Origin of the sequence: Pseudorhodoferax soli, from assembly GCF_003337555.1 — a bacterium.
GTDB classification, from domain to species: domain Bacteria; phylum Pseudomonadota; class Gammaproteobacteria; order Burkholderiales; family Burkholderiaceae_C; genus Pseudorhodoferax; species Pseudorhodoferax soli.
In genome coordinates, this window is the sequence record NZ_QPJK01000001.1 from 474,575 (window position 1) to 487,188 (window position 12,614).

The 12,614-nt window shown below is 66.9% G+C and carries 11 protein-coding genes and 1 tRNA gene; 9 read left to right on the top strand and 3 right to left on the bottom strand.

Annotation, left to right across the window (positions count from 1 at the left end):
- Positions 1–8 precede the first annotated feature (8 nt).
- From DES41_RS02135 to DES41_RS02165, 7 genes are all read left to right on the top strand, one after another.
- Complete coding sequence (locus tag DES41_RS02135; RefSeq protein ID WP_114465459.1) at positions 9–923, top strand: alpha/beta fold hydrolase; 915 nt, start codon at positions 9–11, stop codon at positions 921–923.
- A 75-nt stretch (positions 924–998) separates the two neighbouring features.
- On the top strand, positions 999–2,558 hold the full coding sequence (locus DES41_RS02140) for a methyl-accepting chemotaxis protein (RefSeq protein WP_114465461.1): 1,560 nt from the start codon (positions 999–1,001) through the stop codon (positions 2,556–2,558).
- A gap of 106 nt (positions 2,559–2,664) precedes the next feature.
- A protein-coding gene (prfB, locus tag DES41_RS02145; protein ID WP_114466789.1) for a peptide chain release factor 2 occupies positions 2,665–3,769 on the top strand; the annotation gives its coding sequence in 2 pieces (ribosomal slippage) (positions 2,665–2,745 and positions 2,747–3,769; 1,104 coding nt in all).
- A gap of 2 nt (positions 3,770–3,771) precedes the next feature.
- Positions 3,772–4,446 carry an HAD family hydrolase gene (locus DES41_RS02150; protein ID WP_114465463.1) on the top strand — a complete coding sequence of 225 codons (675 nt, stop codon included), beginning with the start codon at positions 3,772–3,774 and terminating at the stop codon, positions 4,444–4,446.
- Positions 4,430–7,120 carry an aminopeptidase N gene (gene pepN, locus DES41_RS02155; RefSeq protein ID WP_114465465.1) on the top strand — a complete coding sequence of 897 codons (2,691 nt, stop codon included), beginning with the start codon at positions 4,430–4,432 and terminating at the stop codon, positions 7,118–7,120. The genes DES41_RS02150 and pepN overlap by 17 nt, the downstream gene beginning before the upstream one ends.
- Positions 7,121–7,241: 121 nt before the next feature.
- A complete protein-coding gene (locus tag DES41_RS02160) occupies positions 7,242–8,249 on the top strand; it encodes a class 1 fructose-bisphosphatase (protein ID WP_114465467.1) in 1,008 nt (335 codons plus the stop codon).
- A 19-nt stretch (positions 8,250–8,268) separates the two neighbouring features.
- A tRNA-Thr gene (locus DES41_RS02165) sits at positions 8,269–8,344 on the top strand.
- A gap of 251 nt (positions 8,345–8,595) precedes the next feature.
- On the opposite strand, the gene DES41_RS02170 is transcribed toward DES41_RS02165, so the two are convergent.
- Positions 8,596–8,910, bottom strand: coding sequence for a DUF4148 domain-containing protein (locus DES41_RS02170; protein WP_114465469.1), 315 nt, complete (start codon positions 8,908–8,910; stop codon positions 8,596–8,598).
- Between the two features lie 219 nt (positions 8,911–9,129).
- Positions 9,130–9,354, bottom strand: coding sequence for a DUF3606 domain-containing protein (locus DES41_RS02175; RefSeq protein ID WP_114465471.1), 225 nt, complete (start codon positions 9,352–9,354; stop codon positions 9,130–9,132).
- 1,170 nt (positions 9,355–10,524) lie between these two features.
- Here DES41_RS02175 and DES41_RS37670 point away from each other — a divergent pair.
- Positions 10,525–10,824 (top strand): hypothetical protein, encoded by a 300-nt coding sequence (locus DES41_RS37670; protein ID WP_147282789.1) that lies wholly within the window; start codon positions 10,525–10,527, stop codon positions 10,822–10,824.
- 660 nt (positions 10,825–11,484) lie between these two features.
- Here the strand turns inward: DES41_RS37670 and DES41_RS02180 are convergent.
- A complete protein-coding gene (locus DES41_RS02180; protein ID WP_114465472.1) occupies positions 11,485–11,796 on the bottom strand; it encodes a DUF4148 domain-containing protein in 312 nt (103 codons plus the stop codon).
- A gap of 620 nt (positions 11,797–12,416) precedes the next feature.
- On the opposite strand from DES41_RS02180, the gene DES41_RS02185 reads away from it, so the two are divergent.
- On the top strand, positions 12,417–12,605 hold the full coding sequence (locus DES41_RS02185; RefSeq protein WP_114465473.1) for a hypothetical protein: 189 nt from the start codon (positions 12,417–12,419) through the stop codon (positions 12,603–12,605).
- Positions 12,606–12,614 lie beyond the last annotated feature (9 nt).

Sequence of the window (12,614 nt, forward strand, 5' to 3'; positions counted from 1 at the left end):
CGCCGCCCATGTACCAGCCACTCCGCCCCTCGCGCAGCGAAATGATCCCCCTGCGCACGCTGCGTGCCCATGTCCGCCTGTGGGGCGAGCCAGCCTCGGGCCGCGTACCGCTGGTGCTCGTGCACGGGTGGATGGATGTCTCGGCCTCCTGGCAGTTCGTGGTGGACGCACTCGCGCAGGAGCACTTCATCGTCGCCCCGGACTGGCGTGGCTACGGCCTGACGGAAGCCACGCCGGTCGACAGCTACTGCTTCGCCGACTACCTGGGCGACCTGGATTTCCTGCTCGACCACTACGCCGGCGACCAGCCCGTGAACCTGGTCGGCCACAGCATGGGCGGCAACGTGGCCATGATGTACGCCGGCGTGCGGCCCGCCCGCATCCGCCGGCTCGTCAACCTGGAGGGCTTCGGCTCGCCCGAGCACCGGCCCGAGGAGGCCCCCGGCCGCTATGCGCGCTGGATGGACGAGCTCAAGCAGTTCCACCGCGGCGAGATGGGCCTGGCCCCCTACGACAGTGCAGACGGCGTGGCGCGCCGCCTCATGAGGACGAACCGCAGGTTGCCGCAGGACAAGGCGGACTGGCTGGCGCGCGAGTGGGCGCACGAGACGCCGCGTGCCGACGGCACGACCGAGTGGCGCATCCGCGGCGACGCGGCGCACAAGACCATCTTCGCCCAGGCCATGCGCGTGGACGAGGTGCTGGCGCTGTACCGCGGGATCACCGCGCCGGTGCTGGCCGTGGAGGCCTCCGACGACAGCCTCTCACAGTGGTGGAAGGGCCGCTACACGCTGGAGGATTACCACCAGCGCCTGCGCGAAATCGCCGATTGCAGCGTGGCACGCATCGAAGACGCCGGCCACATGCTGCAGCACGACCAGCCGCTGGCCGTGGCGCAGGCCATCGAGCGTTTTATCGCCTAGGCGGACCCGTTACAAGGCGTTGCAGCCGTCACGCAATTGCCGTCCAATGCGCTCCGTGAATTCCCGGAGATCCGCATGAAACTCAGCCTCAAGCTCCCGCTGGCATTCGTCGCCGCGCTGGCGGCCCTGCTCTGCGCCGCCCTGTTCGGCATGTTCCAGCTCAACCAGGGCCTGAGCACCTATGAGACCACCGTGCGCGCCCACACCGCGCTCGAGCGCGATGTGGGCGCGTTGCTCAACGACTTCAAGACCCAGGTGCAGGAGTGGAAAAACGTGCTGTTGCGCGGCAAGGACGCTGCGCAGCGCGAACGCTACTGGGCCGCCTTCCAGAAGAAGGAAGCCGACGTGTCTCGCAACGCGCAGCAGCTCGCGGCTGCGTTGGGCGGCAGCGAGGCCGGCCAGCTGATCGCACGCTTCCGCGAAACCCACACCGCCATGGGCGCCGGCTACCGCAAGGGCTATGCAGCCTTCGAGGCCGCAGCATTCGATTCCAGCGCTGGCGACAAGGCCGTGCAGGGCATGGACCGCGAACCGGCCCAGCTGCTGGACCAGGCCGGCGAGAAGATCGCGGCCGAGAGCCGCGGCATCGCAGACGTGGCGGCCGCGCAGTCGCGCCGCGCGCTGGCCATCAGCCTGGCCACCATGGCCGTGGTCTGCGTGCTGGCGATCGGCGGCGCCATCGCCTTCAGCCGCTCCGTGGTGCGTCCGCTGGACCGGGCCGTGGCCGTGTCGCGCGCCGTGGCCTCCGGCGACCTGACCGCCGCCGCCCAGGTGCTGGGCCGAGACGAGGTGGCCGAACTGCTCAACGCGTTGCATGCCATGCAGGGCGCGCTGTCCACTGTGGTCAGCAATGTGCGCGAGAACGCCGAGGGTGTGGCCACGGCCAGCGCCGAGATCGCCTTGGGCAACAACGACCTCTCGGCCCGCACCGAGCAGCAGGCCTCGGCACTGGAGCAAACCGCAGCCTCCATGGAACAGCTCAGCGCCACCGTGCGCCAGAACGCTGACAACGCACGCAGCGCCAACGGTTTGTCGCAGGAGGCCTCGCGCATCGCGGCCGAGGGCGGCGCCGCCGTGGGCCGCGTGGTGCAGACCATGCAGGGCATCGCCGATGCCTCGCGCCGCATCGCCGACATCATCGGCACCATCGACGGCATCGCCTTCCAGACCAACATCCTCGCGCTCAACGCGGCCGTGGAGGCTGCCCGCGCCGGCGAGCAGGGCCGTGGTTTCGCCGTGGTGGCCAGCGAGGTGCGCCACCTGGCCCAGCGCAGCGCCGAGGCAGCGCGCGAGATCAAGGCGCTGATCGGCACCAGCAGCGCGCGCGTGGAGGAAGGCTCGGCCCAGGTCGGCGCGGCCGGCACCACCATGCAGCAGGTGGTGGCCGCCATCCAGCGCGTGACCGACCTCATGGGCGAGATCAGCGCCGCCAGCCAGGAGCAGAGCTCGGGCATGGCCCAGATCGGCGAGGCCGTCACGCAAATGGACCACGCCACCCAGCAGAACGCGGCACTCGTCGAACAGAGCGCCGCAGCCGCCAGCAGCCTCAAGTCGCAGGCGCACGATCTGGTGCAGGCCGTGGCCGTGTTCCGGCTCGGCAGCGGCCGGCCACGCCTGGCCCACGCAGCGGCCTGAACGGCCCCCTCCCCCCGCCCGCCGCAAGGGCACGGCGGGTGCTGCGGCGCGCATGAGAAAATCGCACGTTTTGCCGCAAGGCACCACCGAACACAGCGAGAACACCATGGACGCAGAGCACATCAACCAGATCGGCACGCAACTGACGGACCTGGCCGCGAGGACCCAGGAACTACGGGGGTATCTTTGACGCCGATGCCAAAGCCGAACGCCTGAGGACCGTCAACGCCGCGCTGGAAGACCCCGCGGTCTGGAACGAACCCAAGAAGGCCCAGGAGCTCGCCAAGGAGAAGAAGGCGCTCGAAGACGTCGTCGTGACGCTGGAGCGGCTCGCCCGTGAACTCGCCGACAACAGCGAGCTCTACGAGATGAGCAAGGACGATGGCGACGAGGCGGGCCTGGCGACCATCGAGGCCGAAGGCGCCAAGCTGGCCGCCGAGGTCGAGGCGCTGGAGTTCCGCCGCATGTTCAGCAATCCGGCCGACCCGCTGAACTGCTTCGTCGACATCCAGGCTGGCGCCGGCGGCACCGAAGCCTGCGACTGGGCCAGCATGCTGCTGCGCCAGTACCTCAAGTACGCCGAGCGCAAGGGCTTCAAGACCACGGTCGAGGACGAGTCTCCCGGCGACACGGCCGGCATCAAGGGCGCCACGATCAAGATCGAGGGCGAGTATGCGTTCGGCCTGCTGCGCACCGAGACCGGCGTGCACCGCCTGGTGCGCAAGTCGCCCTTCGACTCGTCGGGCGGGCGCCACACCAGCTTCGCCAGCATCTTCGTTTACCCGGAGATCGACGACTCCATCGAGATCGACATCAACCCGTCCGACGTGCGCACCGACACCTTCCGCGCGTCCGGCGCCGGCGGCCAGCACATCAACAAGACCGATTCGGCGGTGCGGCTCACGCACATCCCGACCGGCATCGTGGTGCAGTGCCAGGACGGCCGCAGCCAGCACAGCAACCGCGACGTGGCCTGGAAGCGCCTGCGCTCGCGCCTGTACGACCACGAGATGCGCAAGCGCCAGGAAGAGCAGCAAAAGCTGGAAGACAGCAAGACCGACGTGGGCTGGGGCCACCAGATCCGCAGCTACGTGCTGGACAACAGCCGCATCAAGGACCTGCGCACCAACGTGGAAATCTCGGCCACGCAGAAGGTGCTGGACGGCGACCTCGACCCTTTCATCGAAGCTTCGCTGAAGCAGGGCATCTGAGGATGCGCACCGAAGCCCTGATCTTCGACATGGACGGCACCATGGTTGACTCCATGCCCTGGCATGCCCAATCCTGGGTGGCGTTCTGCCGCCAGCACGGCATCCAGATGGAAGCGGCCGAGATCCTCGCGCGCACCACCGGCCGCACCGGCGTGGAATGCATGGCCGAGGTGTTCGCCCGCCCGTTGGACGAAGCCGAGGCCCTGGCCTTCGTGCACGAGAAGGAAGCGATCTACCGCGCCCTCTTCGCGGCCGAGTTCCGCGAGGTGGCGGGCTTCACGGCGTTTGCGCGCCAGGCCGCGGGCCGCGGGCTCAAGCTGGCGGTCGGCACCGCGGGCGACAGGCACAACATCGCGTTCGTGATGTCGCGCCTCGGCATGGACCCGCTGCCCCTGGCCATCGTCGGCGGTGACGAAGGCCTCTCGGGCAAGCCCACCCCGGCCATCTTCCTGGAAGCCGCGCGCCGCATCGGCGTGGCGCCCGAACACTGCATCGTGTTCGAGGACGCGCCCTTCGGCATCGAAGCCGCCCGCCGCGGCGGCATGCGCGCCGTGGCTGTGTGCAGCACCCACAGCGCAGAAGAACTCGCCGGCCCGCATGTGATCGCGGCCGTGCGCAACTACGACGAACTCGCCCACTCGAAATTTCTGGAGATGCTCGATGTTGCAATTGCGTGATGCGCAAAGCCAGCCCGTGGCCATCCACCGTGGCGACTACCAGGCCCCGGCCTTCTGGATCGACACGGTCGACCTCTGCTTCGACCTGGACCCGGCGAAGACCCGGGTGCTCAACAAGATGGTGTTGCGCCGCAACCCCGACGTGCCGGCCCAGCCGCTGCGGCTGGACGGCGAGGAACTGAACCTGGCCCGCGTGCTGGTCAACGGCCAGGGCACCTCGTTCCGCATCGAGGGCGGCCAGCTCGTGCTGGAGAACCTGCCGGCGGCCGAGGAAGGCGCGTTCGCGCTGGAGATCTTCACCACCTGCGCACCGGCCAAGAACACCAAGCTGATGGGCCTGTACGTCAGCAACGGCTCGTTCTTCACGCAGTGCGAGGCAGAAGGCTTCCGCCGCATCACCTACTTCCTGGACCGTCCCGACGTGATGGCCAGCTACACGGTGACGCTGCGTGCCGACAAGACGCTCTACCCGGTGCTGCTGTCCAACGGCAACCTGGTCGAGCATGGCCCCTTGGGCGGGGAAGGCAACGAGAACCGCCACTACGCCAAGTGGGTCGACCCGCACAAGAAGCCGAGCTACCTGTTCGCGCTGGTGGCCGGCAAGCTGGTGGCGCGCGAGCAGCGCATCCGCTCGCGCCTGGGCGGCGATCACCTGCTGCAGGTCTATGTGCGCCCCGGCGACCTGGACAAGACCGAGCACGCCATGCAGTCGCTGATGGCCTCGGTGGCCTGGGACGAGGCCCGCTTCAGCCTGCCGCTGGACCTGGAACGCTTCATGATCGTGGCGACCAGCGACTTCAACATGGGGGCCATGGAGAACAAGGGCCTCAACATCTTCAACACCAAGTACGTGCTGGCCAACCAGGCCACCGCGACCGATGTGGACTTTGCCAACATCGAATCGGTGGTGGGGCACGAGTACTTCCACAACTGGACCGGCAACCGCGTGACCTGCCGCGACTGGTTCCAGCTCTCGCTCAAGGAAGGCCTCACGGTGTTCCGCGATCAGGAGTTCAGCCAGGACCTGTGCGCAGAGCCCTCGGCCCGCGCCGTCAAGCGCATCGAGGATGTGCGCGTGCTGCGCACCGCCCAGTTCCCCGAGGACGCCGGCCCCATGGCGCACCCGGTGCGGCCCGACAGCTACGTGGAGATCAACAACTTCTACACCGTCACGGTCTACGAGAAAGGCGCCGAGGTCGTGCGCATGATGCAGACCCTGGTGGGCCGCGACGGATTCGCCGCCGGCATGAAGCTGTATTTTGAGCGCCACGACGGCCAGGCCGTGACCTGCGACGACTTCGCCCAGGCGATCGCCGACGCCAACCCGGGCTCCGAACTGGCGCGCCTGCTGCCGCAGTTCAAGCGCTGGTACAGCCAGGCCGGCACGCCCCGCGTGCATGCCGCAGGCCAGTGGGATGCTGCCGCGGGCCGCTACACGCTGACGCTCACGCAGAGCTGTGCGCCCACGCCGGGCCAGGTGCTCAAGGAGCCTTTCGTGATCCCGGTCGCGCTCGGCCTGCTGGGCGAAGGCGCCCAGGAGCTGGCCACGCAGCAGCCCGCGCTGTTCGTGATGACCGAAGCGCAGCACCAGATCGTGTTCGAAGGCCTGGCCGCCGAGCCCGTGCCTTCGCTGCTGCGCGGCTTCTCGGCTCCGGTGATCCTGGACATCGACTACAGCGACGCCCAGTTGCTCGCCCTGCTCGCGCACGACAGCGATCCGTTCAACCGCTGGGAAGCCGGCCAGCGCCTGGCCCTGCGCCGCGCACTCAAGGCCATCGCCGACGACGGCTTTGCTGCCGGCCAGCCCGTGCTGGATGCCGCCTTCGTCGGGGCCATGCGCGAGGTGCTCCGCCATCCGCAGCTGGACGCCGCCTTCAAGGAACTGGTGCTGACGCTGCCGTCCGAGACCTACCTGGCCGAGCAGCTGGACGTGGTCGACCCGCAGCGCATCCACGCCGTGCGCGAAGCCATGCGCGCGCAACTGGCCGAGGCGCTGTTCGAGGACTGGCAATGGGCCTACGAGGAACACCGCGACAACGGCGCCTACCAGCCCGATCCGCGCTCTTCGGGCCGGCGCGCATTGGCCGGCCTGGCGCTGGCCCAGCTCTGCCTGGCCGCACGGGCCAGCGGCGACACCGTCTGGCCGGGCAAGGCTTACCAGCGCTTCAAGGACGCCGGCAACATGACCGACCGCTTCAATGCGCTGTCGGCCCTGGTGGCCAGCGCGCACGAACTCGCCGCGCCGGCCCTGCAGCGCTTCCATGCGCTGTTCAAGGACGAGGCCTTGGTGCTGGACAAATGGTTCGCGCTGCAGGCCGGTAGCCCCGACCGCAACGGCAACGTGCTGCCGGCCGTCAAGCAGCTCATGAAGCATGCCGACTTCAACCTGCGCAACCCGAACCGCGCCCGCAGCGTGATCTTCAGCTACTGCAGCGCCAACCCCGGCGGCTTCCACCGCGCGGACGCTGCCGGCTACGTGTTCTGGGCCGACCGCGTGATCGAGCTCGACGGCATCAACCCGCAGGTCGCCGCCCGCTTGGCGCGCGCGCTGGACCGCTGGAAGAAGCTGGCCGAGCCCTACCGCACGGCCGCGCGCGAGGCGCTGGCCCGCGTGGCGGCCAAGGCCGACCTGTCCAATGACGTGCGCGAGGTCGTGAACCGCGCACTCGACTAGATGGCCCCCCGGCTTTTCACTCCCTTCGGTCGTGTAACTCCACCCCCCGAGGGGGAGGCGCGGCCGGCTTGGGGCGGCCCGGCGCTCGGCCGCTTTTAATCACCCACTTCGAAGGAACCCGATGTCCCAGAAAGTTTCACTGACCCGCTACCTCGTCGAGCAGCAGCGCGTCGACGGCCTGATCCCGGCCCAGCTGCGCCTGCTGCTGGAGGTGGTCGCCCGCGCCTGCAAGCGCATCAGCTTCGCCGTCAACAAGGGCGAACTCGGCGACGTCATGGGCGCCGCCGAGACCCAAAACGTGCAGGGCGAGTTGCAGAAGAAGCTCGACATCATTGCCAACGAGGTGCTGATCGAGGCCAACGAATGGGGTGGCCACCTGGCCGCCATGGCTTCCGAGGAAATGGAGGGCATCTATGTGGTGCCCAACCGCTACCCGCAGGGCGAGTACCTGCTGCTGTTCGATCCCCTGGACGGCTCGTCCAACATCGACGTGAACGTCAGCATCGGCACCATTTTCAGCGTGCTCAAGAAGCCAGACGGCCACCCTGGCGTGCAGGAAGCCGACTTCCTGCAGGCCGGCGCCAAGCAGGTGGCGGCCGGCTACTGCGTCTACGGCCCGCAGACCACGCTGGTGCTGACGGTCGGCGACGGCGTGGCCCAGTTCACGCTGGACCGCGAACAAGGCTCCTTCGTGCTCACGCAGGAGAACCTGCGCATCCCCGAGGACACCAAGGAATTCGCGATCAACATGAGCAACATGCGCCACTGGGACGCCCCGGTGAAGCGCTACATCGACGAATGCCTGGCCGGCAAGGAAGGTCCGCGCGGCAAGGACTTCAACATGCGCTGGATCGCCAGCATGGTGGCCGACGTGCACCGCATCCTGACGCGCGGCGGCGTCTTCATGTACCCCTGGGACAAGCGTGAGCCCGAGAAGCCAGGCAAGCTGCGCCTGATGTACGAGGCCAACCCCATGAGCTGGCTGGTCGAGCAGGCCGGCGGCGCCGCCACCAACGGCAAGGAGCGCATCCTGGACATCGAGCCGACCAAGCTGCACCAGCGCGTGAGCGTGATCATGGGTTCGAAGAACGAGGTCGAGCGCGTGACCGGCTACCACGCCGAAAAATGACGCTATAATCGCGGGCTACGCCGGTGTAGCTCAGTTGGTAGAGCAGCTCATTCGTAATGAGAAGGTCGAGGGTTCGATTCCTTTCTCCGGCACCAGACAAATCAAAGGGTTAGGCCTCTTAGGGGCCTAGCCCTTTGTGCTTTCTACGCTTCAATACCGTTCGTACCGACGCTGTACCGACTGCACGCGCTTTCAGGTGCATCGACATGAGTCCCGACTCGCTTTCTCTCCGAACAAGCGTCAACAGCGCATCGCAGGTTCTGCAGACCCAGCTCGGGATTGAATACAAGTAGGTCTCAAACGACAAAGCCGCCCGAAGGCGGCTCATCGCAGGATGCGGTGAGGCTCAGACTTCGCCGCCCACCAGTTGGCCATGGCGAACGGCATAGACGGCCTGGGCGCGCACCGCATCACGGCTCAGCGTGCTCTTGGCGGTAGCGACAGCGCCCACATCAGCACCTTCGCCCAACTCAAGCATGGTGCCATTGCGTTCGGCTTGCAGGACTTCGGCGCGGACGGCTTCGCGGGTCAGACCGCTGACGTTGGTGGAAACCTCCGGCACATAGCCGACTTCACCGCTGATGTTTTCGCCAGCGAAGCTGGGGGCGGCCATGAAACCGACTGCTGCGACGAGGACGGTGGCAAAGAATTGGGTCTTCATGATGGTTCCTTCAGATGGATGCAACTGCTCAATCGGCGAGGCCGGACCCCATGTCCCCCGCGTCTCGATGAGTCGTTTTCAGTGCGTCTCATCGATGGCTCAATTGTCGAAGTCGCAGCCCGAAAGAAAAACCAGGCGCAAGGGAATGGATCGTTTCCTGCATCGCAACAACAGCGCGGCATTGGCTGACACCCGGAGGTGCTGCGACGCCGGTCGCCGTTACTTAGCCGCCTCGATGCGATCGTCGTTGGTCGTGCTGCGACTGCCTTTCAGGTGCAGTTCCACATCGCTTGCGCGGTCGCCCACCTTTGCGACGGCCTCTCGGATCTGCTCCGCGCTGACATCGAGGCGCTTTGCCCAGGTGCGCAGCGCCTCATCGGAACCGACGTCGATGCGTTCGGGGCCGGTGGCATTCGGTGCAAAGTTGGTGTCTTCGTTGCCCATGGAGTGCTCCTTTCGAATTGAAGCGTCCATGGTCGCGGGCCGTCGCCCTGCGCGGTGTAAGTCCGCGCCACCTGCATGCGTGGTCCTCGCTACATGTCTGACGGCTCGCAAAGCCGTAGCGTGGGCCCCATACAGTCAAGCAACGCCCCTCAGCAATTCCGCTCGTCGGAGAGATGGTTTCTCCAGACGGTGACCTCCCACGGTACAGAGAGAGAGCCAAGAACACCCGAAATGGGACCGTGCGACGGTAAGCGACAGGATGGGGCCGGGGAACCAGGGGGCTATCTCAGCGCGTGGAATGGGCTGCTGCCAAATCTTCCGTGACCTACCGGACGATGAACCGTTCAATGCCGATGTTTGATACGCCCAGTCCAACGCGCTCATTCGCAATGAGAAAGTCGAGGGTTCGATTCCTTTCTCCGGCACCAGAAAAAGCAAAGGGTCAGCCTCCACAAGGGGCTGACCCTTTGTGCTTTCCGGGGCGCGTTTAAGTTCGTACCGGCGCCGTACCTAAGACGTGCGTTGCCGCTCGCGTCCAGAGCCACCCGCAGCGGCCTGCTTGGCGTCAATGCGCCAACCTTGCCGCGCTGATTTCGATGCCAGTGCTCAATCGGTGGGCACCGCGTCGCAGCCCGCGCCGGGCAACGATCTCCGCAGTTGCCCCATGGGTTGTCCACAGCGTTGCCCACGCGCTGCAGGGACAACCTGGAAGCGTCGCCCAGCCCATCGTCGTGGGAAAGAACCAGGCGGCGCCAGCGGCCAGCCTGCGTCGGAAAGCCGGTCGCCGAAACTCCGCCCGAGGGCCCGCCGCCTTGGCCTGGAGGCTGCCCTGCTGACCAGCGGTCAAACGCGCAGGGCCGTCGGCGCGGGCTGGCCTTGCCCGCAGGGGGCTCCGCGGGACACTCGGGTTTTTGCACAGAAGTTTCCGACGATGTCCCAGTTCTGCTTGAGCCTGCGCAACGGTCGAAGCGGCCAGCATGCCGTTCGCCGTGGCAGCCGACCCAGCCGGCCTCCGCTGAGGCCCACACCGCCGCCAGGGCTGCATGACCGCGATGACGATGTGCCAGGTGCTGCGTGCTGGCAGTTGGGGCATGTGGACGGACGCCCTCAGCGCGTTGCGCAACGGCAGGCTCCGTTGCAGATCCGTGGCGGCGGTGGCCGGGTGGCCCCATGAGCAGCATGCGATTGCAGTTCCATGCGCCGGGAGCCTCGCAGGCAGACGCCGAGCGCGGAACCGCCGCGGCCTTGTTGTTTCTGCAGCGTGCAGGAATCAGCCCCGAGGAAGCCATTGCAGGCGACCGGGCCCGGGCAACGTGGGGAGACAGCGGTCTCGCGCCTCTGCACGCGCCAACGCCCATGGAATCCGCAGCAGCGGAAGCTCTGGATGGCGCGCTGGAATCGGCGCTGATGGCCTGCTACCGCGGCCGCACTGCACCGCTCGATGCAGAGCTGCGGCTGGTTCTCGTGTGAATCATGCGGCGCTGGCTCGCTCAGCGATTGCGGGGCGGTCCTGCAGAAGAAGCCAGGCACGACCTGGCGGTGAGGCGAGGGGCGGCGTCAGTAGCTCCGGCGAGCCGCGGCACGCTCTTGGCGTTCCTGGCTGATCTGTTCAAGCCGTGTGCCGGCAGCCAGTGCGCCGCGGACAAGATATGCGATGAGTGCGACAGCAGCAAGTGCGGAGATGGTCATAAGGTATCTCGGACCGTGTTTTGTGAAACGATTTGATACCGGGATGGTCGCCGCATTCACCGACTTTTTGAACGAGTGAAAACCCTGTTTCGAGCAGATTGCAGACTATCCGCGCGTACGGCTGTCACAAAATGGCGAGCCGTCCGGACGCCCTGCCAAACATCCGTCTGCCTCGACGGCCCGGCGCTGGACCCGATGGTGCCGGCGCAAAAGTCACTGCATGTTCAGCGCTCTGAGCGCAACCGCGAATAGCGGTGGAGCGACGCTGGCGCACGCACAGCGGCGTCTTCTTGCGCCTGGACCATGCGGCGCCCGAAACCCGCGCCGTTGCATGCGCCAGGCGGGGCTGCCATCCGGCGATGTTCTGCGAGCCGATGGGCCGAGGTCGCCCCAAAACGCAAAAACCGCCCGAAGGCGGTTCATCGCAGGGCGAGAGGTCGCTCAGACTTCGCCACCAGGCAGCTGGCCATGGCGGACAGCGTAGACGGCTTCGGCGCGCACCGCCTCGCGGCTCAGCGTGCTCTTGGCGGTGGCCACGGCACCGATGTCGGCCGCCTCGCCGAGTTCGGGCAGCGTGCCGTTGCGCTCAGCTTGCAGGTATTCGGCGGTCACGGCTTCGCGGGTCAGGCCACTCACGGTGCTGGACACCTGGGGCACGTAACCGACTTCACCGCTGATGTTGTCGCCAGCGAAGCTGGGAGCAGCGACAAAACCGGCGGCGGCGATCAGGGCGGATGCGACGAACTTGTTCATGATGGTTCCTTTCGGTGATGGATGCAGCGTCTCGTTCGGCGCGGCCAGACCCCATGTCCGCCCGCGTCTCGATGGGTCGTTTCATGTGCGTCTCATCGATGGCTCAATTGTCGAAGCGGCCACCAGAAAGAAAAACCAGGCGCAGGGGAATGGACCGTTTCCGCGGTCGGAACAATCCTTGACGCGACCGCTTTCTCCGGCGTCACACAGGTCCAGCGACCGACACGCGGCACTGCCCGTTTCGCAGGCACCGCGTTGCAAGCCGCGCCAGGCAACGATTTCGAGAGTTCCACAGGGGCTTGTCCACAGCCTTGCCCACGGGCTGCAGGGACAAGTCGGCACCGCTTCGTGGCATCGGAACAGCGTCGTTCAGCCTGGGCAGCTCTGCAGCCGGCATGGGCTGAGGCGCCTTCTCCGCCGAACGGATGTGTGTCGCTTCGTAAACGGTTCTGCGCGGTCTCCCGCTGCGCAAGCCCGCATGCACACTGCAAAACGGCGCCAGCCTCTGGTGCTGCGCGCCCTCAGTGCAGCCTGCAATGGTGGCGGGACTGTGACGTACACAGAACCTGCGGGCCCGTGATGAACCTAACACCCATCCCGATCCAGAGGTTCACATTCCCATGCATCTGTTCAAGACCTTCCCCGCACTTCTGCTCGCCCTTGCCCTGCTGCCCGGTTGTGGCGGAGGCGAGGAAGAAGACGACGCGCTCTACGCGCAGGACGCCGTGCCGGACGATGTCGGCCCGCCCAGCCGCGGACCGGCGTGGCTGGAGCCGCCGCCGGAAGAACTCGTCGTGGTGGCCGAATGAACTGCCCGG

Bases quoted from the DNA above. Each gene is read 5' to 3' on its own strand.
- DES41_RS02135 (WP_114465459.1), top strand. From the start codon at position 9: ATGTACCAGCCACTCCGCCCCTCGCGCAGCGAAATGATCCCCCTGCGC.
- DES41_RS02140 (WP_114465461.1), top strand. From the start codon at position 999: ATGAAACTCAGCCTCAAGCTCCCGCTGGCATTCGTCGCCGCGCTGGCG.
- DES41_RS02150 (WP_114465463.1), top strand. From the start codon at position 3,772: ATGCGCACCGAAGCCCTGATCTTCGACATGGACGGCACCATGGTTGAC.
- pepN (WP_114465465.1), top strand. From the start codon at position 4,430: ATGTTGCAATTGCGTGATGCGCAAAGCCAGCCCGTGGCCATCCACCGT.
- DES41_RS02160 (WP_114465467.1), top strand. From the start codon at position 7,242: ATGTCCCAGAAAGTTTCACTGACCCGCTACCTCGTCGAGCAGCAGCGC.
- DES41_RS02170 (WP_114465469.1), bottom strand. From the start codon at position 8,910: ATGAAGACCCAATTCTTTGCCACCGTCCTCGTCGCAGCAGTCGGTTTC.
- DES41_RS02175 (WP_114465471.1), bottom strand. From the start codon at position 9,354: ATGGGCAACGAAGACACCAACTTTGCACCGAATGCCACCGGCCCCGAA.
- DES41_RS37670 (WP_147282789.1), top strand. From the start codon at position 10,525: ATGAGCAGCATGCGATTGCAGTTCCATGCGCCGGGAGCCTCGCAGGCA.
- DES41_RS02180 (WP_114465472.1), bottom strand. From the start codon at position 11,796: ATGAACAAGTTCGTCGCATCCGCCCTGATCGCCGCCGCCGGTTTTGTC.
- DES41_RS02185 (WP_114465473.1), top strand. From the start codon at position 12,417: ATGCATCTGTTCAAGACCTTCCCCGCACTTCTGCTCGCCCTTGCCCTG.